Raw genomic sequence first — 20306 nt, forward strand, 5'->3', positions numbered from 1 at the left:
ACCGCGCGCGGCTACCATGGGCGGCATCGGCGACGACGCCCGGAGGGGGATCCCATGCAGAAGGTCAGTCCGTTCCTGTGGTTCGAGCACGGCGTGGAGGAGGCGGCGGAGCTGTACACGTCGCTCATCCCGGATTCGCGCATCCTGGAGGTCCAGCGGTTCGGGGAGGGGATGCCCGACGGCCTCGTCGTGCTGCGCTTCACCCTCGCGGGCGTCGAGTACCAGGCGATGAACACGGGACCGGCGGACGGGTTCACGGAGGCGTTCTCGCTCTCGGTGCTGTGCGACGATCAGGCCGAGGTCGACCGGCTGTGGGAGGCGCTCACCGCCGACGGCGGCGAGGAGAGCATGTGCGGCTGGCTGAAGGACCGCTGGGGCGTCAGCTGGCAGATCGTGCCGCGCCGGCTGGTCGAGCTGCAGTCCGACCCGGATCCGGCACGTGCCGCGCGCGCGAATCAGGCGATGCTCGGGATGCGGAAGCTCGACATCGCCGCGCTGGAAGCGGCCGCGGACGGGCGCTGACGGCCGTCGACGGTCCCTGACCGTCGCTGAAGCGCGGGCGTCAGCGCGCGATCAGGTCCTGCCAGCTGAGCAGGTGCTCCACCGTCACCCCGCCGTAGCCGCGCAGCCCGCCGAGCGCCGTGCGCACCTTCGCGGTCTCGCTCTCGAGCAGGGCCGCGCTGTCGTCGCCGAACGTCGCCGCCGGGCCGCCCGCGACCTCCGGGGTGTCGGTTTCGACGCCGATGCTGAACGGGATGCGCTTCGCGGCCGCCGCGCTCGCGGCGGGCTTCGCCAGGGCGATGATCCCGTCGGTGCCCGCGGCGTGGTCGCTGAACGCGACGATCGCCACCGACTTCAGGTGGGGGAGCAGCGCGTCGAAAGCGGTCCCGCCGCCCGGCTGCGGCTTGGCCGCGAGCCACCAGGGCAGGTCGGCGCCGATGGGCACGGACCCGGCCGCGGTGCGGGCCGCGTCGTACATGGCCTGCAGCTGCGCCACCACGGCGGGAAGCTGGTCGTCGGAGGAGACCACCCAGGGCTCGACGTCGAACTGCACCGCGTCGAAGGGCGCGGCCCGCAGGGCGGCGGAGGTCCAGGTCGCGGCCAGCGACGGGTCGTCCGCCCAGGCGGGGTCGCCTCCGAGCGCCGCGACCTTCGTCACGCCCGCCGCGTGCAGCGCATCCACCGCGTCGGTCAGCCAGGTCGAGAACGGACCCTCGTCGGCCGCCCACGGGACCGACAGGAAGACGGTGCGCAGGTGGTGCGCCGCCGCGAAGTCGGCCAGCGCCTGCGGCTCGAACTGCGGCAGACCCTCGCCGCGCGCGTCCTCGGTCGGGTCGATGGGGTTGCCCCACGCCCACATCCCCGTGATCGCGGAGCTCGGCGTCGTGCTGTCCGTCCGCTGCGTCACCGCGCCCGCCGGCGCGGCGGCGACCAGGGACCCGCCGACCACGAGCGCGAGCGCGGCCGAGGTGATCGCTGAGCGGAGAGTCGGAGCTCGCATGGCACACCCTTAGAACGCGGAACGGAAACGGTCACCGCAGATTCGGGTGTGCGGTACGACCATCATCGCAGTCTCCGCGACGGCGTCTATGCCGCATTCGGGGTACAGGCGTTCGCTCAGCTACCCCCGGACGTCAGTCGCGCCAGCCGAGCTCGGGGGCGATCCGGGTGACGATCGTCTCCAGCAGATGCGCGTTGTACTCGACGCCCAGCTGGTTCGGCACGGTCACCAGGAGGGTGTCCGCGTCCGCGACCGCCGCATCGTGGCGCAGCTCCTCCACGATCCGCTCGGGCTCTCCCACGTAGCTCTTGCCGAAGCGCGCCAGGCCGCCGTCGAGGTGCCCGACCTGGTCGTGCCGCTCGGTGAGGGCGGAGGCGCCGAAGTAGCGGCGGTCGAGGTCGGTGGTGATCGGCAGGATGCTGCGGCTCACCGAGACGCGCGGCTCGCGCTCCCAACCGGCAGCGGCCCACGCGTCGCGGTACTGCTGCAGCTGCTCGGCCTGCAGGTCGGAGAACGGCACGCCGGTGTCCTCCGTCAGCAGCGTCGAGCTCATCAGGTTCATGCCCTGCTCGGCGGCCCACACCGCCGTGGCACGGGTGCCCGCTCCCCACCAGATCCGGTCGCCGAGGCCGGGGGACTGCGGCTCGATGGCGAGCGCGCCGCGCTGGCCGCCGGTCATCGCCGGGTTCGCCTCCGCGACTCCGGCGCCGGCGATCGCCGCGCGGAACAGCTCCGTGTGGCGCCGGGCCATGTCCGCATCCGTCTCGCCCTCGGCCGGCACGTAGCCGAACGACTCCGAGCCGCGCAGCGCGGTCTCGGGTGAGCCCCGGCTGACGCCCAGCTGCAGCCGGCCGCCGCTGATCAGGTCGGCCGCCGCGGCATCCTCGGCCATGTAGAGCGGGTTCTCGTAGCGCATGTCGATCACGGCCGTGCCGATCTCGATGCGCGACGTGCGGGCGCCGATGGCCGCGAGCAGCGGGAAAGGCGACGCCAGCTGCGGCGCGAAGTGGTGCACGCGGAAGAAGGCGCCGTCGGCGCCCAGCTCCTCGGCGGCCACGGCCAGGTCGATCGCCTGGTGCAGGGCGTCCGCCGCGGTGCGCGACACGGAGCCGGGGATGGGCTGGTAGTGCCCGAAGCTGAGGAACCCGATGCGTTTCACATCCAGTCCAAGCGACCCTGGGCGCGGCGTATTCCGCGCGCTAGAGTCCCGGTGTGGCGGAGTGGCTGTGCGCGACATGCGCGGTGGAGTTCGGTGCAGGGGAGCAACCGCCCGCGTCCTGTCCGATCTGCGAGGACGAGCGGCAGTACGTGCCGCCGACCGGGCAGGAGTGGACGACGCTGCAACGCCTGCAGCGCGACGGCGAGCGCGTCTCGATCACCGAGCTCGAGCCGGACCTGTACGGCCTCCGCAGCGAACCTCGGGTCGGCATCGGGCAGCAGGGGCTGCTGCTGCGGACCCCCGACGGCAACCTGCTCTGGGATCCGCCCGGCTACGTCGACGAGGCCGCGGCCGCCGCGGTGCAGGATCTGGGCGGCGTCGCGGTCATCGCGACGAGCCACCCGCACATGTTCGGCGCGCAGGTGACCTGGTCCCGGATGCTCGGCGACCCGCCGGTGCTCGTGAACGCCGCCGACCGGCACTGGGTGCAGCGGGAGGACCCGGCCATCCAGTCCTGGACCGGCGAGGTCGAGGTGCTGCCCGGCGTCACCCTGCGGACGGTCGGCGGCCACTTCCCGGGCAGTGCGGTCGTGCACTGGGATCGGGGCGTCGTGCTCAGCGGCGACACCGTCTTCCCGGGGCCGTCGCAGCGCTGGGTGACGTTCCAGCGCAGCTTCCCGAACGACATCCCGCTCTCCGCGGCGGTTGTCCGGCGGATCGCGGACGCGGTGTGCGACCGGCCGTTCGACCGGATGTACGGCAACCTCGGCAACGTCGTGCCGAGGGACGCGCGGGATGCGGTCCTCCGCTCGGCCGACCGCTACATCGGCTGGGTGAGCGGGGCGTTCGACCACCTCACCTGAGGCGGCTCAGCGGATGGACGCGTCAGAGGAACGGCGCGAGCTCCATCTCCATCGCCGGCTTCGGCTTCGCCCCGACGATGGTCTTCACGACCTCGCCGTCGCGGAATACCTTCATCACCGGCAGGGCCAGCGCCTTGTAGGCGACGGTCGTGTCCATGTTCTCGTCCGCGTTGATCTTCACGATGCGGATGCGGTCGCCGTGCTCGTCCTGCAACTGCTGCAGGATGGGCGACAGGGCCCGGCACGGACCGCACCACTCCGCCCAGAACTCGACGACGGTGGTGCCCGGGGCGGCGAGCACATCCTCCTGGAAGCTGGCGTCGGTGACGCTCTCGATCGTGGTCATGGCGGCACGCTAATCCCTGACCCTCGGGGCAGAGTCAAGGGGCGACACGCCGAAGCGGTGCCCCGCCCATCCTGTGCGAGCATGGATGCAGGAGGTGCGTATGGAGATCCTGAGCCCGCAGCAGATCCGCGAGTCGTTCGTCAACTGCTCCCGCAGCGAAGCCGAGGAGCTGCCCCTGCCTCCCGGCCTGCACGAAGTCGACTGGGCGAGGCGCGAGTACCTCGGCTGGCGCGACCCGCGGCTCCCGCAACGCGGCTACGTGGTCATCCCGACCGACGACGGCCCCGTCGGCATCGTGCTGCGCGCGTCCGAGGCGTCGATGCGGTCGCACGCGCCCTCGATGTGCGGCTGGTGCCAGGATGTGCACCTCACCAACGACGTCTGGTTCTGGTCCGCGCGCCGGGCGGGCGCGGCCGGCCGCAATGGCGACACCGTCGGCACGCTGGTCTGCGGCGCGTTCGAGTGCAGCGCCAACGTGCGGCGCACCCCGCCGCCGTCGTACGTCGGCTTCGACGCCGACCTGGTGGTGGAGGAGCGGATCGCCGGCCTGGCCCAGCGGGCCCGCCGTTTCGCCGCGACGGTGGTCGGCGCGCGCATTTGACGCGCGCGCATCTGACGCGCGCGCATCCGACGTCGTGCCGCCGGTGGGACTCGAACCCACACGCCCTTCCGGACAAAGCATTTTGAGTGCTCCGCGTCTGCCATTCCGCCACGGCGGCGCACAACAACACCTGAACAATACCGTAGGCTTTTGTGCGTGACTGACCAGGAGAACACCGCCACCGCACCCCGCCGCGTCGTCGTGGCGGAGGACGAATCGCTCATCCGCCTCGACATCGTCGAGATCCTGCGCGACAACGGTTTCGAGGTCGTGGGTGAGGCCGGCGACGGCGAGACCGCCGTGGCCCTGGCGACCGAGCTGCGTCCCGACCTGGTCATCATGGACGTCAAGATGCCGCAGCTCGACGGCATCTCCGCGGCGGAGCGCCTCTCGAAGGACCACATCGCCCCCGTCGTGCTGCTGACCGCATTCAGCCAGAAGGAGCTCGTCGAGCGGGCCACCGAGGCGGGCGCGCTCGCGTACGTCGTCAAGCCGTTCACGCCGAACGACCTGCTCCCGGCGATCGAGATCGCCCTCGCGCGCTACCAGCAGATCATCGCCCTCGAGGCCGAGGTCTCCGACATGGTGCAGCGCTTCGAGACCCGCAAGCTGGTCGACCGCGCCAAGGGCCTCCTCAACGAGAAGATGGGCCTCAGCGAGCCCGAGGCGTTCCGCTGGATCCAGAAGGCGTCGATGGACCGTCGCCTCACCATGCACGACGTCGCCCAGGCGATCATCGAGCAGCTCGCCCCCAAGAAGTAGCCGCCCGGCCCGCCCCGCCCCGCTCCTGGGGCGGCGTCCTGGGGCGAAGATTTGCGCCAAATCGCGGTTATCCGCGTGCCATAACCACTATTTGGCACAAATCGTCAGCGCGCCGGTCGCGTCACACGTCCTTGATCAGGTTCGTGATGCGGATGGTCGAGCAGCGGCGGCCGCGGTCGTCCGTCACCGCGATCTCGTGCGTCGTCAGCGTGCGGCCGAGGTGGATGGGCGTGCACACGCCCGTGACGTAGCCGCTCGTCGCCGAGCGGGTGTGCGACGCGTTGATCTCGATGCCGACCGCGAGGCGTCCCTCGCCCGCGTAGAGGTTGGCCGACATCGAGCCGAGGGACTCGCCGAGCACCACGTACGCACCGCCGTGCAGCAGGTCCGCCGGCTGCGTGTTGCCCTCGACGGGCATGCGGGCCACGGCCCGCTCGACGGTGAACTCGAGCATCTCGATGCCCATCTTCTCGGCCAGCCGGCCGAGCCCCCTCTGCTGCACATACGTGAGTGCGTCGTCGGTCATCCTCGGCCTCTCCTGACGGTCGTCTGCACTGTCACCGGCCCCTTGTAGGCTTGCCTGGTGTCAGACTCCGAAAAGCCTACCCTTCTCGTCATCGACGGCCATTCGCTGGCATTCCGGGCCTTCTACGCGCTTCCTGTCGACAGTTTCGTGAACCGCGAAGGGCAGCACACCAACGCGATCCACGGCTTCATCGCCATGTTCATCAACCTGCTGCAGCAGCAGAAGCCGACCCACCTCGCGGTGGCCTTCGACATCTCCCGCTACTCCTTCCGCACGCGCGAGTACCCGGAGTACAAGGGCACCCGCGGCGAGACGCCGTCCGAGTTCGCCGGCCAGGTGCCGCTGCTCGAGGAGGCGCTCCACGCGATGAACGTCACCACCATCGCGAAGGAGGACTACGAGGCCGACGACATCCTCGCCACCCTCGCCCGGCAGGGCGTGGAGCAGGGCTTCAAAGTCCTCCTCGTCTCGGGCGACCGCGACACCATCCAGCTCGTCAACGACGACGTCACGCTGCTCTACCCGAACGTCCGCGGTGTGTCCGAGCTCAAGGTGTACGACCCGGCGGCCGTGCGCGAGAAGTACGGCATCGAGCCGCACCAGTACCCCGAGATCGCGGCCCTCGTCGGCGAGACCAGCGACAACCTGATCGGTATCGACAAGGTCGGCGAGAAGACCGCCGTCAAGTGGGTGCAGCAGTACGGCACGGTCGAGAACATCGTGGCGCACGCCGACGAGATCAAGGGCGTCGTCGGGCAGAACCTGCGCGACCAGAAGGAGAACGCGCTCCGCAACCGGCGCCTCAACCAGCTCCTCGACGATGTCGAGCTGCCGATCGGTCCCAGGGACCTCGAGCGCAAGCCGCTCAACGAGAACGCGGTGCGCGACATCTTCGCGCGCCTCCAGTTCAAGACCCTGCTCGACCGGCTCATGAAGACGGCGGCCGAAGAGGGGATGCTCGACGGCGCCGTCTCCGTCGCCGAGGTGGGCGACGCGGGCGCGGTGAGCGCACCCGCCGTCCGCACCATGGTCGACGAGGAGCTCGCCAACTGGCTGTCGAAGGCGTCGGCCGACGGAGCCGCCATCGCCGTGCAGCTCGAGCGCGGCCCGGCCGGTGTCACCGGCTTCGGCCTCGCGACCGCCGACGACAGCGTCTACGTGCCGTGGGTGGCCGGCCGGCCCGACTACGCCGCACTGGAGGAGTGGCTCGCGAGCAGCGCGCCCAAGTACTTCTTCCACGCCAAGCCGCAGTTCAAGGCGCTCAGCCGCGCCGGTTTCGTGGTCGACGGACTCGCCTTCGACACGCGCATCGCCTCCTGGCTGGTGAAGCCGGGCGCCGCGGCGCAGTCTCTCGCGGAGCAGGTGTACGAGGTGCTCGGCGAGACCCTGCCGGTCTCCGACCCGAACCAGCTCGTCCCGATCAACGACGCCGTCAGCCCGGCGACCGAGGCGTGGTACATCCGCCGCGTCGCCGAGGGTCAGATGATCGCGCTCGACGACGGCACCCGGGGAGTGCTCGACGACATCGAGCTGCCGCTGGTCGCCGTGCTCGCCGAGATGGAGCTGAACGGCGTCACGATCGACTCCGAAGTGCTCGCGCGCCTCCGCGGACAGCTCACCGACAAGGCCAACGACTTCGCCGCGCAGGCGTACGCGCAGATCGGTCACGAGATCAACCTCGGCTCGCCGAAGCAGCTCCAGCAGGTGCTCTTCGAGGAGCTCGGGATGCCGAAGACCCGCGCCACGAAGACCGGCTACTCGACCGACGCCGGATCGCTGGCGGACCTGCAGGAGAAGAACCCGCATCCGTTCCTCGGCCTTCTGCTGCAGCACCGCGACGCGACCAAGCTCAAGCAGATCGTCGAGACGCTGGAGCGGTCCGTCGAGAGCGACGGCCGCATCCACACCACGTACGACCAGACCGGCACGAGCACGGGCCGTATCTCCTCGAACGACCCGAACCTGCAGAACATCCCGATCCGCACTGAAGAGGGGCGGGAGATCCGCTCGGCCTTCACCCAGGGCGAGGGATTCGAGACGCTGCTCACCGCCGACTACTCGCAGATCGAGATGCGCATCATGGCGCACCTGTCGGAGGACCCGGGGCTGATCGAGGCGTTCAACGCGGGGGAGGACCTGCACCGGTTCGTCGGGTCGCGCGTGTTCGGCGTCCCGCCGGCGGAGGTCACCCCGGCGATGCGGACCAAGGTCAAGGCGATGTCGTACGGGCTCGCCTACGGGTTGAGCGCCTTCGGCCTGTCCAAGCAGCTGCGCATCGAGACCTCCGAAGCGCGTCAGCTGATGAGCGACTACTTCGAGCGCTTCGGTGCGGTGCGCGACTACCTGCGCAACGTCGTGGAGCAGGCACGCGTCGACGGCTTCACCGAGACGATCTTCGGTCGCCGCCGTCCGTTCGCCGACCTCACGTCGACGAACCGCGTGCTGCGCGAGAACGCCGAGCGGCAGGCGCTCAACGCCCCGATCCAGGGGTCGGCCGCCGACATCATGAAGGTGGCCATGCTGGGCATCGCGGGCGACATCATCGATCAGCGCCTCGAATCCCGGATGCTGCTGCAGGTGCACGACGAGCTCATCTTCGAGGTCGCGCACGGCGAGTGGGACGCCCTGGAGGCGATCGTCCGCGCCCGGATGGCGGGCGCGGCCGACCTGCGGGTGCCGCTCGATGTGCAGGTGGGCCGGGGCGCGAACTGGGACGCCGCCGCGCACTGAGCCGTTCCCTCCACAGGCAGCGGGTTGTCCACAGTGTGCGATTTCCCCTGCCTGCGGGGTGGACCGATCGGTAGGGTCGGAGCATGACCAACGATCAGAAGCGCGAACCCACCCCGGTCGACACGATCGCCGAGGAGTGGGTGGACACCCAGCTCGAACTGTTCCCCGAGTACCACGTCTGGCTCGGTCGACCCGGCCGCGAGGGCGAGTACGCCGACTACTCTCCCGCGGGCGCCGAGACCGCCATCGCCAAGGTGAAGGAGGCTCTGGCCCGCATCGAAGCGGCGGAGCCGGTCGACGACATCGACCGCATCACCAAGATGGACCTCGCGCGGGAGCTGCAGCTCACCGTCGAGAAGCACGACGCCGGCTTCGCGCAGCGCGACCTCAACGTCATCGCCTCGCCCGCGCAAGAGCTGCGCGACATCTTCGACCTGGTGCCGACCGACACCGAGGACGACTGGGCGAACGTCGCCAAGCGCCTGCACAACCTGCCCGCCGCGATGAACGGCTACATCGAGACGCTGCGCAGCGGAATCGCGAACGGGAACGTCCCCGCGATCCGCCAGGTGCGCGAAGTGCTCGCCCAGGCGCGCAAGCAGGTCGCCGACAGCGGCTTCTTCTTCGAGTTCACCGGCGACGCACGGCCACTCAACGGAGTGCTGCCCGAGTCGCTGAAGTCCGACCTCGCGGCGGGCGCCCAGGAGTCGGCGCAGGCGTACGCGTCGCTCGCCGACTTCCTCGAGAACGAGTTGGCGCAGCACGCGCCCGAGAAGGACGCGGTCGGCAGGGAGCTCTACGCCCTGGCGTCGCGCGGCTTCCTCGGCGCTACGGTCGACTTCGACGAGACCTACGAGTGGGGCATCGAGGAGCTCGCCCGCATGCGCGCCGAGCAGGAGTCGATCGCGCGGGAGATCAAGCCGGGCGCCACCGTCCTCGAGGCGATCGAGTTCCTGGACGGCGACCCGAGCCGCAAGCTGCACGGCACCGACGCGCTGCAGCGCTGGATGCAGGAGACCAGCGACCGCGCGATCGAAGAGCTCGGCAAGTCGCACTTCGACATCCCGGCCGAGATCCGCCGGCTCGAGTGCATGATCGCGCCGACCCAGGAGGGCGGCATCTACTACACCGGCCCCAGCGACGACTTCGCGCGCGCCGGCCGGATGTGGTGGAGCGTTCCCGAAGGTGTCACCGAGTTCGACACATGGCGCGAACTGACCACGGTCTACCACGAGGGCGTCCCGGGTCACCACCTGCAGATCGCCCAGGCCACCTACAACAAGGCGCAGCTGAACTCGTGGCGCCGCATCGCGGGCACGTCCGGCCACGCGGAGGGCTGGGCGCTCTACGCCGAGCGGCTGATGGAGCAGCTCGGCTACCTCGACGACCCGGCCGACCGGCTCGGGATGCTCGACGGCCAGCGGATGCGCGCCGCGCGCGTCGTGCTCGACATCGGCGTGCACCTCGAGAAGCCGTTGCCCGACGGCTCGCGTCCGTGGACGGGGGAGGACGCGTTCCCCTTCCTTCGCGAGAACGTCAACATGAACGACGGCTTCGTCCGCTTCGAGGTGAACCGCTACCTCGGCTGGCCGGGGCAGGCTCCGTCGTACAAGATCGGTCAGCGCATCTGGGAGCAGCTGCGCGACGAGTACGCGCGCCGCGAGGGTGCGTCGTTCGACATCAAGGCGTTCCACAAGAAGGCGCTCGACATCGGCGGCGTCGGCCTCGACACCCTGAAGGCGGCGCTGCTCGACTGAGCGGCAGCCCCCGCACCCGGTGACCTCGCCCTACCGCGCCGTGCTCGGCGCGGCGTTCGACGACCTGCATCCACGGCTGCAGGCGTACTTCGACGCCATCCCGTCCGGCTCCGTGGGGCGAGGAGCCGGTGTGTTCGACACGGTCGGCACCCCGAGACGCTGGCTGTGGCCCGTGCTCGCGCTCTTCGCGCGGTCCCGGGTGCTGTTCCCGGTCTGGCAGCGCGAGGTCCCGTTCACGGTGGCGAACCGTCCGGTCGTCCGGCCGGACGGTTCGCCGGCGGTCGCGGCGGAACGGGCGTTCGCGTTCCGCGGGCGCTCGGCGGTCATGGTGGATGAGATCGGCGTCTCCGAGGTCGGCGTGGGCCGCCGCGGCGGCAGCGAACTCGTCGACCGGCTCGGCGACCCGGTGCGCGCCGAGGCGCGCTTCCGCGCCACCGTCCGCGACGGAGGTCTCCGCCTGCGCTCGACGGAGGTGCACGTGGTTCTCGCGGGCCGGCGGGTGCGCATCCCGTCGCCGATCGCTCCGGTCGTCGTGCTGACCGAGCGGTGGGATGAGGACGCCGGGCAGCAGCGCGTGTCCATCACCGTGACGCTCCCGGTCATCGGCCGGATCTACCAGTACGGCGGACTCTTCCGCTACGACGTGACACCCGAGGGGGACCAGCAGCAGTGAGTGAGCGCATCGTCATCGCGGGGGCGTCCGGCTTCATCGGCCGCTACCTCGCACAGCACTACCGGGAGGCCGGCGCGGACGTGGTCCTCGTCGGGCGCGACGGCCCCGACGTGCGCTGGGACGACGCGGCCGGGCTCCGGGAAGCCGTCACCGGCGCGGCGGCCGTGATCAACCTCGCGGGCAAGAGCGTGAACTGCCGTTACAACGACGCCAACCGGGCGGAGATCTTCCGGTCGCGCCTGGTCACCACGCGAGCGGTGCGCGAGGCGATCGCGACGAGCGACGCGCCGCCGCCGGTCTGGTTCAACGCCTCGACCGCGACCATCTACCGGCACGCGGAGGACCGGCCGATGACGGAGGCGACCGGCGAGCTGGGCACGGGCTTCTCCGTCGAGGTGGCGAAAGCCTGGGAGCGCGAGCTCTTCGAGGGCGACCTCCCCGGCACGCGCCGCGTCGCCCTGCGCATGGCCATCGTGCTCGGCGACGGCAGCGCGCTCGGCCCGCTCGTCGCACTGGCCCGCTTCGGGCTGGGCGGCCCGCAGGTCGACGGCCGGTGGTTCGTCACGGCGGCGCGCCGCAACGCCGGCACATTCCACGAGTTCCGCGCCCGCGGCGGCCGCCAGCGCTTCAGCTGGGTGCACATCGCCGACGTGCTCGGCGCCATCGAGTTCCTGCGCGCGCATCCCGAGCTCGACGGCACCGTGAACGTCTCATCGCCGCATCCCACCGACAACCGCATGCTCATGGCGACACTTCGCCGGCTGCTAGGCGTGCGCGTCGGGCTCCCGGCGTACCGGTGGATGCTCGAACTGGGCTCGGTCGCGATCCGCACCGAGACCGAACTCGTGCTGAAGAGCCGCTGGGTGGTACCCGAGCGCCTCCTCGACGCGGGCTACGAGTTCGCGTACCCGGACCTGGAGCCGGCACTGCGCGACATCCTCGCCGGCCGCAGGTTGCTGCACGCCTCCGCTGCCCGGTAGACTAGAACGTCACTTGTGTGACACCTCTATCCGCCTGCCGTTCGCGGAACATCCAGAAACAACGACGCGACCGGCCTGATTCCTGTCCATAACGGAGCACCCACTACATGACAACCGCAACGACCGACAAGGCACCCAAGCAGGTCGCCGTCAACGACATCGGATCTGCTGAGGACTTTCTTGCCGCGGTCGAAAAGACGCTGAAGTTCTTCAACGACGGAGACCTGATCGAAGGCACCGTCGTCAAGATCGACCGCGACGAGGTCCTCCTCGACGTCGGTTACAAGACCGAGGGCGTCATCCCCTCGCGCGAACTCTCCATCAAGCACGACGTCGACCCCACCGAGGTCGTCGAGGTCGGCGACACCGTCGAGGCTCTCGTTCTCCAGAAGGAGGACAAGGAGGGTCGCCTCATCCTGTCCAAGAAGCGTGCGCAGTACGAGCGCGCCTGGGGCGATGTGGAGAAGATCAAGGAGGCCGACGGCGTCGTCACCGGTACGGTGATCGAGGTCGTCAAGGGCGGCCTGATCGTCGACATCGGCCTGCGTGGCTTCCTGCCCGCGTCGCTCATCGAGCTGCGCCGCGTCCGCGACCTCACCCCGTACCTGGGTCAGGAGATCGAGGCCAAGATCCTCGAGCTCGACAAGAACCGCAACAACGTGGTGCTCTCGCGCCGCGCGCTGCTGGAGCAGACCCAGTCCGAGTCCCGCACCACGTTCCTCAACAACCTGCACAAGGGCCAGGTCCGCAAGGGCGTCGTCTCGTCGATCGTCAACTTCGGTGCGTTCGTCGACCTCGGCGGCGTCGACGGTCTCGTCCACGTGTCGGAGCTGTCCTGGAAGCACATCGAGCACGCCTCCGAGGTCGTCGAGGTGGGCCAGGAGGTCACCGTCGAGATCCTCGAGGTCGACCTCGACCGCGAGCGCGTCTCCCTGTCGCTGAAGGCGACGCAGGAGGACCCGTGGCAGGTCTTCGCCCGCACCCACGCGATCGGTCAGGTCGCACCGGGCAAGGTCACCAAGCTGGTCCCGTTCGGTGCGTTCGTCCGCGTCGCGGACGGCATCGAGGGCCTCGTGCACATCTCCGAGCTGTCTGGCAAGCACGTCGAGCTGGCCGAGCAGGTCGTCTCGGTGGGCGACGAGGTGTTCGTCAAGGTCATCGACATCGACCTGGAGCGCCGCCGCATCTCGCTGTCGCTCAAGCAGGCGAACGAGGGCGTCGATCCGGAGGGCACCGAGTTCGACCCGGCGCTCTACGGCATGGTCACCGAGTACGACGACCAGGGCAACTACAAGTACCCGGAGGGCTTCGACCCGGAGACCAACGAGTGGAAGGAAGGCTTCGAGGCGCAGCGCGACGAGTGGGAGCAGCAGTACGCTGCGGCCCAGGCGCGCTGGGAGGCGCACAAGCGCCAGGTCGCCAAGGGCCTCGAGGAGGCTGCCGCCGACAGCGGTTCGTCCTCGTACTCCTCCGACTCCGGCGCCGGCGGAACGCTCGCCGACGACGAGTCGCTCGCGGCTCTGCGCGAGAAGCTCAGCTCCAACTCCTGAGCATCCTCTCTCAGAAGCGGCCGGTCCTTCGGGGCCGGCCGCTTCGGCGTTCCCGGGGGAGCGGCCGGAGCCGCGACGGCGACGGCTGCGGCGGTTCGTCACGACTGCGGGGCGTCGCGCAGGCGCAGACGTGACCCGGCACCGCAGTCGCTCCAGCGGGCGGCGGGCGGCGGGGGACGGGCGGCGGACGGGGTGCGGATAGGCTGGGCGCGTGCAGCTGATCGGACTCACCGGGGGAATCGCCTCCGGCAAATCGACCATCGCCTCCCGTCTCGCCTCGCACGGCGCCGTCGTCGTCGACGCCGATCGCATCGCGCGCGAAGTGGTCGAGCCCGGCACACCGGCGCTGGCAGAGATCGCCCGCCGGTTCGGCGACGCCGTGATCGCCGCGGACGGCAGCCTCGACCGCCCGGCGCTCGGCGCGATCGTGTTCGGCGACCCCGCAGCGCTGCAGGACCTCAACGCGATCACCCACCCCGCCGTGCTGCAGGCCTCGACCGCGCGCTTCCGTGCCGCCGCCGAGGCGGACCCGGACGCCATCGTGGTCTACGACGTCCCCCTGCTGGTCGAGTCGGCCAACGAGTACCCCTTCGACCGGGTCGTGGTCGCGCACGCCGACGCGGCGACCCGCATCCACCGCCTCGTCACCCTGCGCGGGATGGACGCGGGGGAGGCGGAGCGCCGCATCCGCTCGCAGGCGTCCGACGACCAGCGGCTGGCCGTCGCCGACGTCGTGATCGACACCGGCGGCACGCTGGAGTACACGCTGGAGCAGGTGGATGCGCTCTGGGAGGAGCTGCGCGGCACCGCACGGTGACGCCCGTTCCGCTGTGAGCGAGAGCCGGCCGAAGTGTCGGTGGTCCTTCCTAGACTGGAGACATGCTTCCCACGCGCTCCGTCCGTCCCTTCGAGGTCGTCAGCGAGTACAGCCCGAGCGGTGACCAGCCGCAGGCGATCGCCGAACTCGCCGGGCGCATCAACGCCGGCGAGACGGATGTGGTGCTGCTCGGCGCGACCGGTACCGGAAAGTCGGCGACGACCGCCTGGCTGATCGAGCAGGTGCAGCGCCCGACGCTGGTGCTGGCGCACAACAAGACGCTGGCGGCGCAGCTGGCCAACGAGTTCCGCGAGCTGCTGCCCAACAACGCCGTCGAGTACTTCGTCTCGTACTACGACTACTACCAGCCCGAGGCGTACGTGCCGCAGACGGACACCTTCATCGAAAAGGACAGCTCGATCAACGCAGAGGTCGAGCGTCTCCGGCACTCGACCACGAACTCGCTGCTCAGCCGTCGCGACGTCGTCGTCGTGTCCACCGTGTCCTGCATCTACGGCCTCGGTGCGGCCGAGGAGTACCTGGAGGCCATGGTCGCGCTCCAGGTCGGCCAGAACGTAGGGCGGGATGCGCTGATCCGCCGCTTCGTCAACATGCAGTACGAGCGCAACGACGTCGACTTCTCGCGCGGCAAGTTCCGCGTGCGCGGCGACACGATCGAGATCATCCCGGTCTACGAGGAGCACGCGATCCGGATCGAGCTGTTCGGCGACGAGATCGAGGCGCTCTACTCGCTGCACCCGCTGACGGGCAACGTGATCACGAAGATGGATGCGGTGTCCGTCTTCCCGGCGACGCACTACGCCGCGAGCCCGGCCACCATGCAGCGCGCGATCGGCACCATCCAGGAGGAGCTGCACGAGCGCCTCCAGGAGCTGGAGCGCGAGGGCAAGCTGCTCGAGGCGCAGCGGCTGCGGATGCGCACCCAGTTCGACCTGGAGATGATGGAGCAGATCGGCTTCTGCTCCGGCATCGAGAACTACTCGCGCCACATCGACGGCCGCGCCCCAGGCGAGGCGCCGCACTGCCTGCTCGACTACTTCCCGGACGACTTCCTCGTGGTGATCGACGAGTCGCACGTGACCGTGCCGCAGATCGGAGCCATGTACGAGGGCGACGCGTCGCGCAAGCGCACCCTGGTGGAGCACGGCTTCCGCCTGCCCAGCGCGCTCGACAACCGTCCGCTCAAGTGGAACGAGTTCAAGGACCGCGTCGGCCAGACCGTCTACCTCTCCGCGACCCCGGGCAAGTACGAGCTGGGCATCGCCGACGGCGTGGTCGAGCAGATCATCCGCCCGACCGGCCTGATCGACCCGGAGATCGTCGTCAAGCCGACGAAGGGGCAAATCGACGACCTGCTCGAGGAGATCCGGCTCCGGGTGGAGCGCGACGAGCGCGTCCTCGTCACCACCCTGACCAAGAAGATGGCGGAGGAGCTCACCGACTTCCTGGCGGAGGCGGGCGTCCGGGTGCGCTACCTGCACTCCGACGTCGACACCCTGCGGCGCGTCGAACTCCTCTCCGAGCTGCGGGCCGGCGTTTACGACGTCCTCGTCGGCATCAACCTGCTGCGTGAGGGACTCGACCTCCCGGAGGTGTCGCTGGTCGCCATCCTCGACGCCGACAAGGAGGGCTTCCTCCGGTCGTCGACCTCGCTGGTGCAGACCATCGGTCGTGCCGCCCGAAACGTCTCGGGCCAGGTGCACATGTACGCCGACGTGCTCACGGACTCCATGAAGAACGCGATCGAGGAGACCGACCGTCGCCGCGAGAAGCAGATCGAGTACAACCGGGTCAACGGTATCGACCCGCAGCCGCTGCGCAAGCGCATCGCCGACATCACGGACGTGCTGGCTCGCGAGGAGGCCGACACGGCACGGATGCTGGCCGGCCGCGAGCAGAAGCGGAAGAGCCCGACGCCCAACCTGCGCAACGGCGGCATCGCCGCGCAGGGTGCCGCGGAGCTCGAGGGGCTGATCGCGGACCTCAACCAGCAGATGCTGGCGGCCGCGGGCGAGCTCAAGTTCGAGCTGGCCGCGCGGCTGCGCGACGAGCTCTCCGACCTGAAACGCGACCTGCGGCAGATGGAGAAGGCCGGCCACCTGGGCTGAGCGCCCGTCATCGAAGTGCACGCTGTTGCGCAGCCGTACCGCGTGTCGACCGCAACAACGTGCACCTCGGGCGCTGCGTGATGGCCGTCGTCGAGTCGTGAGTGGATGTCGCAACTCGCGTCAGATTCGCGCATCTACTCACGACTCGGGCGCCGGCCAGGCGCCAGCACCGCACCGGGCGCACGCGCGCATCCCTTCTCGCTGAGGTGCACGTTGTTGTGTGCCCGAGCGGCGTGTCGACCGCAACGACGTGCACCTCGGCGCGCGGGCGCATGCGGCCGCGCCCTCGAGTGGTGAGTGGATGTCGCAACTCGCGGGAGATTCGCGCACCTACTCACGACTCGGGCGCCCGTCGGGCGCTGGCGCCGGGCACTTCCTCCGATTCGCACGAGCGGTGGCGAGCGCGCGCTACGGTGGCAGGGTGGCTTCGACGGGGACGGGACAGCGGCGGTGGACGCTCGCCGTGTGCGCCGTGCTGGTCGGGATCGCCGTGGTGGCCGTCGCGTTCCAGGGGGTTCCCGCCTTCACCGGGCCGCGGGTGTTCCTTCCGCCGGGACCGGTGGTGACAGACCGGCCGGAGCAGAACTTGACCGGGACCCCCGAACCGCAGCGGCCCCAGCAGCAGCTCCGCATCGACCTCTCCTGGCTGCTCGTCGCCCTCATCGTGCTCGCCGTGATCGTGGCGCTCGCCATCCTGTGGCGGTACCGCCGGCGAAGCCGCCCGGCGCCCGAACTGCCCTCGCTGGCCGGGCTGGCCGAGACGGAGCTGTCGGCACCCGCGCCCGAGCCCACCGCCGAACCGGAGCCCGAGCACGTCCGCCGCGGTCTCGACCGCGCGAGTGCGGAGCTCGCGGCGCCGCGCGAGCCCCGCGACGCCATCGAGCGCGCCTGGCTGGGGCTGGAGGAGGGCGCTGCCGACTCGGGCGTCCAGCGCCTGCCCGCCGAGACGCCCGCCGAGTTCGCCTCCCGGGTCGTCGCACGGGTGGCAGCCGATCGGGACGCGGCCCAGCGGTTCCTCGGACTCTACGTCCGCGCCCGGTTCAGCACGGCACCGGTGACCGATTCCGACGTGGCCGCCGCACGGGACGCGGTCGCGGCGCTCCGCGCATCCTGGAGCACCACCTCCTCGAGCACCACGGCGGGGAAGCGCCGATGAGCGCGCGTCGCGGCGGAGGGCGGGTGAGCACCCGCCGCCGCCTCCCACCGCGCATGCTGCGCCGCCTGATCCTGTCCGCCGTCCTCGGCATCGCGCTCGGCGCCGCCGCCTGGTATCTCGGCATGGATGCGCCGCACGCCATCGGTCTGGGCGCCGCGGCGTTCGCCCTGTGCGCCTGCCTCTCCGCGCTCGGCGAGGCCGCCGACGTGGTCTGGGCCGTGCCGGCTCCCGAGCCTCGACCCGGCGCCCGGCGCGACCTGGTGCAGCTGGGCTGGTCCCTCGGCTCCCGTGGTGGCCGCGCATCACCGGAGGGCGTGCGCCGGGTGCGCTCCGTCGCCGAGCGTGCGTTGTCCCTCCAGGGCCTCGACCTCGAGGACCGCACCGCCGACGAGCGGCTCGAGGGCCTGCTCGGCGCCGACGGCCTCCGGCTGCTGCGACGGGGGACCGGGGTCGCACCGCCGCGCACCACCGAGGTCGCAGCGGTGCTCGCTCGCCTGGAGGCGCTGGCCGCCTCCGCCGCCCCGCCGAACGCCGCCCCGCTGCCCGCCGACCCGCCGATCGCTGCCCGGCCGTCCGCCGCCCCGCCGTCTGTCGACCCGCCGAACGCCGCCCCGCCGTCCGCCGCCCCGCCGAACACCCGCTCGCGCGGCGCCTCCACGACACCCGCACCCACCCACAAGGAGCCGCACCGTGCCCGCTGACCCGAGCATCCCCGCCCCGAACTCCACCCCACCCGCCGACGCGGCCCCAGTAGCGGCTCTCCCCGTCCCCGAGGTCGCCCGGCTCGGCTCCGAGGTGCTCGACCGCGTGTCCACAGTGGTGGTGGGGATGCGCGACCCGCTCCGGATCGCCTTCGCGACCATCCTCGCCGGCGGGCATGTGCTCTTCGAGGACGTTCCCGGTCTCGGCAAGACGCTCGCCGCCCGCAGCATCGCCGCGGCCGTCGGCCTCGACTTCCGCCGGCTGCAGTGCACGCCCGACCTGCTGCCGTCCGACATCACCGGCTCGTTCGTGTACGTGCCGCGCACCGCGGAGTTCGAGTTCCGCCCGGGTCCCGTCTTCACGGGTCTCTTCCTGGCGGACGAGATCAACCGCACCTCGCCGAAGACGCAGTCCGCGCTGCTGGAGGCGATGGCGGAGGGCCAGGTCTCGGTGGAGGGCCGGAGCTTCCCGCTCCCCACACCGTTCCACGTGGTGGCCACGGCCAACCCGATCGAGTCGGAGGGCACGTACGCGCTGCCCGAGGCGCAGCTCGACCGCTTCATGGTCCGGCTGAGCGTCGGCTACCCGGATGAGGCGGGGGAGTCGCGTGTCCTGCTGGCCCGGGTGGCCCGGCGGCATGAGGTGGCGACGGTGGAGCCCGTGATCGACGCCGCCACGCTGTCCGCGATGCAGGCCGGGGTGGAGGCGGTGGATGTGGACCCGGACATCGCCGACTACTGCGTCCGGCTGGCCGCCGCGACCCGCCGTCACCGCTCGGTGGAGGTCGGCGCGTCCCCCCGCGGCTCGCAGGGCCTCCTCCTCGTCGCCCGCGCCCTGGCCGTGCTCGACGGCCGGGACTTCGTGCTCCCCGACGATGTGAAGGCCGTTGCCGTGCCCGTCCTCGCGCACCGGCTCACGCTGACGGTCCAGGCGTGGACCAGCGGCGTGGGCGCGGAGCAGGTGGTCATCGAGGTCGTCAACAGCGTGGCCGGACCGCCCGCTGTGGGCGCCGCGCAGCGCGCGGAGGCGGCGCGCGGATGACCGGCACCGGGGAGCCGCGCCGATGACCGACCGCGGCCCGACGCGTGGCGCCACCCGGACGACGACCGGATGGACGCTGAGCCCCGCCCTCGCCGGAGCCGTGATCGTCGGCGTGCTGGCCGTCGTGGCCTCGTTCGTCATGTCCCGGGTGGAGCCCGCGCTGGTGGGCGCCCCGCTGCTGCTGACCGCCGCTCTCGGCTGGGATCGGCGCCCGTCGCCGCCCGCGAAGGGGCGACCGGGCGAGGTGACCGTGAGCGCGGACATCACGGTCGACGACACGGCCGTCCCCGGCGACCCCGGCCCCGACGCTCCCGCCGCCGCCCCCGCCGCCGCCCCGCCGCAGGCGACCCTCCGCATCCACACGGACGCCACCCAGCGCCCCGACGCCCTGCAGCTCCGCCTCGCACTAGGCGGGAGCGCGCCGGTGGATGCGATCCTCACCCCATCCGCCGCCGCCGACGCGTCGGGCACGGTCCCGCTCGTGCACTCCGGGCCGCAGCGGCTGGGAGCCGTGGGCGTCCGCGCGATCGGCCCCGACGCCGCGTGGGTGAGCGACCCGGGAGAGGAGGCGGCGGTCGAGCGCGTGATCCGCCCGCGGCGCGCGCCCGTCCGGACCTTGCCGCTGCCCGCCCGACTGCTCGGGCTCACCGGGCAGCACATCTCGACCCGGCCCGGGGACGGCGGCGAGTTCCGCGACATCGACCTGTTCCATCCGGGTGACCGGCTCCGCCGCATCGACTGGCGCGCCACCGCGCGCGCCGGCCGCGACGGCGAGTTGTATGTGCGCCGCACGACCGCGACCTCCGACGCCGCCGTCCACCTCGTGGTGGACGCCCGCGACGACCTGACGGGCGTGGTCGCGGACTGGTCGCGCGCCTATCCGCGGCCCGCCGTCTCGTCGCTCGACCTGGCGCGCGAGGCCGCGTCGTCGCTGGCGGCGGCGTACGCGGCGGCCGGTGACCGCGTCGGCTTCGACGACCTGGGGGAGTACGGGCGTGTGCTGCCGCCGCGCG

19 protein-coding genes and 1 tRNA gene are annotated in these 20306 nt (G+C 71.2%); 15 read left to right on the forward strand and 5 right to left on the reverse strand.

Going from position 1 to position 20306, the window contains the following annotated elements:
• Positions 1–54 precede the first annotated feature (54 nt).
• Positions 55–522, forward strand: a complete 468-nt coding sequence (locus tag ACTJI1_RS06660) for a VOC family protein (RefSeq protein WP_310129527.1) — start codon at positions 55–57, stop codon at positions 520–522.
• 40 nt (positions 523–562) lie between these two features.
• Here the strand turns inward: ACTJI1_RS06660 and ACTJI1_RS06665 are convergent, their stop codons facing one another.
• Positions 563–1501, reverse strand: coding sequence for a hypothetical protein (locus tag ACTJI1_RS06665; protein ID WP_440741995.1), 939 nt, complete (start codon positions 1499–1501; stop codon positions 563–565).
• Between the two features lie 133 nt (positions 1502–1634).
• The gene (locus ACTJI1_RS06670) at positions 1635–2666 is read right to left on the reverse strand and encodes an LLM class flavin-dependent oxidoreductase (protein ID WP_440742187.1); all 1032 of its coding nucleotides are present in this window, start codon (positions 2664–2666) and stop codon (positions 1635–1637) included.
• Positions 2667–2713: 47 nt separating this feature from the next.
• Here ACTJI1_RS06670 and ACTJI1_RS06675 point away from each other — a divergent pair, with 47 nt between their 5' ends.
• Positions 2714–3523 carry a hydrolase gene (locus tag ACTJI1_RS06675; protein ID WP_440741996.1) on the forward strand — a complete coding sequence of 270 codons (810 nt, stop codon included), beginning with the start codon at positions 2714–2716 and terminating at the stop codon, positions 3521–3523.
• A 22-nt stretch (positions 3524–3545) separates the two neighbouring features.
• Here the strand turns inward: ACTJI1_RS06675 and ACTJI1_RS06680 are convergent, their stop codons facing one another.
• Positions 3546–3869, reverse strand: a complete 324-nt coding sequence (locus ACTJI1_RS06680) for a thioredoxin family protein (protein ID WP_310129520.1) — start codon at positions 3867–3869, stop codon at positions 3546–3548.
• A 100-nt stretch (positions 3870–3969) separates the two neighbouring features.
• On the opposite strand from ACTJI1_RS06680, the gene ACTJI1_RS06685 reads away from it, so the two are divergent.
• A complete protein-coding gene (locus ACTJI1_RS06685; protein ID WP_310129519.1) occupies positions 3970–4470 on the forward strand; it encodes an FBP domain-containing protein in 501 nt (166 codons plus the stop codon).
• A 35-nt stretch (positions 4471–4505) separates the two neighbouring features.
• On the opposite strand, the gene ACTJI1_RS06690 is transcribed toward ACTJI1_RS06685, so the two are convergent.
• Positions 4506–4588: transfer RNA gene (locus ACTJI1_RS06690), tRNA-Leu, on the reverse strand.
• Positions 4589–4626: 38 nt separating this feature from the next.
• Between ACTJI1_RS06690 and ACTJI1_RS06695 the strand changes: the two genes are divergently transcribed.
• Positions 4627–5232: an ANTAR domain-containing response regulator gene (locus ACTJI1_RS06695; protein ID WP_310129517.1), complete on the forward strand. Its 606-nt coding sequence runs from the start codon at positions 4627–4629 to the stop codon at positions 5230–5232.
• Positions 5233–5353: 121 nt separating this feature from the next.
• Here ACTJI1_RS06695 and ACTJI1_RS06700 read toward each other — a convergent pair whose 3' ends face one another.
• Positions 5354–5758 carry a hotdog fold thioesterase gene (locus ACTJI1_RS06700; RefSeq protein WP_440741997.1) on the reverse strand — a complete coding sequence of 135 codons (405 nt, stop codon included), beginning with the start codon at positions 5756–5758 and terminating at the stop codon, positions 5354–5356.
• A 57-nt stretch (positions 5759–5815) separates the two neighbouring features.
• On the opposite strand from ACTJI1_RS06700, the gene polA reads away from it, so the two are divergent.
• The 11 genes from polA to ACTJI1_RS06755 all read left to right on the forward strand — a co-directional run.
• Positions 5816–8488, forward strand: a complete 2673-nt coding sequence (gene polA, locus ACTJI1_RS06705) for a DNA polymerase I (RefSeq protein WP_440741998.1) — start codon at positions 5816–5818, stop codon at positions 8486–8488.
• 83 nt (positions 8489–8571) lie between these two features.
• Positions 8572–10245, forward strand: coding sequence for a DUF885 domain-containing protein (locus ACTJI1_RS06710; RefSeq protein ID WP_440741999.1), 1674 nt, complete (start codon positions 8572–8574; stop codon positions 10243–10245).
• A gap of 19 nt (positions 10246–10264) precedes the next feature.
• On the forward strand, positions 10265–10918 hold the full coding sequence (locus ACTJI1_RS06715; RefSeq protein WP_440742000.1) for a DUF4166 domain-containing protein: 654 nt from the start codon (positions 10265–10267) through the stop codon (positions 10916–10918).
• Positions 10915–11898, forward strand: coding sequence for an epimerase (locus tag ACTJI1_RS06720; protein ID WP_440742001.1), 984 nt, complete (start codon positions 10915–10917; stop codon positions 11896–11898). The genes ACTJI1_RS06715 and ACTJI1_RS06720 overlap by 4 nt, the downstream gene beginning before the upstream one ends.
• A gap of 107 nt (positions 11899–12005) precedes the next feature.
• The gene (gene rpsA / locus ACTJI1_RS06725) at positions 12006–13448 is read left to right on the forward strand and encodes a 30S ribosomal protein S1 (protein WP_310129508.1); all 1443 of its coding nucleotides are present in this window, start codon (positions 12006–12008) and stop codon (positions 13446–13448) included.
• 211 nt (positions 13449–13659) lie between these two features.
• Positions 13660–14265 carry a dephospho-CoA kinase gene (gene coaE, locus ACTJI1_RS06730; protein WP_440742002.1) on the forward strand — a complete coding sequence of 202 codons (606 nt, stop codon included), beginning with the start codon at positions 13660–13662 and terminating at the stop codon, positions 14263–14265.
• Positions 14266–14327: 62 nt separating this feature from the next.
• A complete protein-coding gene (uvrB, locus tag ACTJI1_RS06735) occupies positions 14328–16394 on the forward strand; it encodes an excinuclease ABC subunit UvrB (RefSeq protein ID WP_310129504.1) in 2067 nt (688 codons plus the stop codon).
• Between the two features lie 421 nt (positions 16395–16815).
• Complete coding sequence (locus tag ACTJI1_RS06740) at positions 16816–17550, forward strand: DUF4129 domain-containing protein (protein WP_440742003.1); 735 nt, start codon at positions 16816–16818, stop codon at positions 17548–17550.
• On the forward strand, positions 17547–18251 hold the full coding sequence (locus ACTJI1_RS06745; RefSeq protein ID WP_440742004.1) for a hypothetical protein: 705 nt from the start codon (positions 17547–17549) through the stop codon (positions 18249–18251). Before ACTJI1_RS06740 ends, ACTJI1_RS06745 begins: the two co-directional genes overlap by 4 nt.
• On the forward strand, positions 18241–19293 hold the full coding sequence (locus tag ACTJI1_RS06750; RefSeq protein ID WP_440742005.1) for an AAA family ATPase: 1053 nt from the start codon (positions 18241–18243) through the stop codon (positions 19291–19293). Before ACTJI1_RS06745 ends, ACTJI1_RS06750 begins: the two co-directional genes overlap by 11 nt.
• A 22-nt stretch (positions 19294–19315) precedes the next feature.
• Positions 19316–20306, forward strand: a 991-nt coding sequence (locus ACTJI1_RS06755; protein WP_440742006.1) for a DUF58 domain-containing protein, incomplete at its 3' end; no start/stop codon positions are given.

The sequence above is a fragment of the Leifsonia sp. 22587 genome (assembly GCF_052044215.1).
In the GTDB taxonomy this organism is placed as follows: domain Bacteria; phylum Actinomycetota; class Actinomycetes; order Actinomycetales; family Microbacteriaceae; genus Leifsonia; species Leifsonia shinshuensis_C.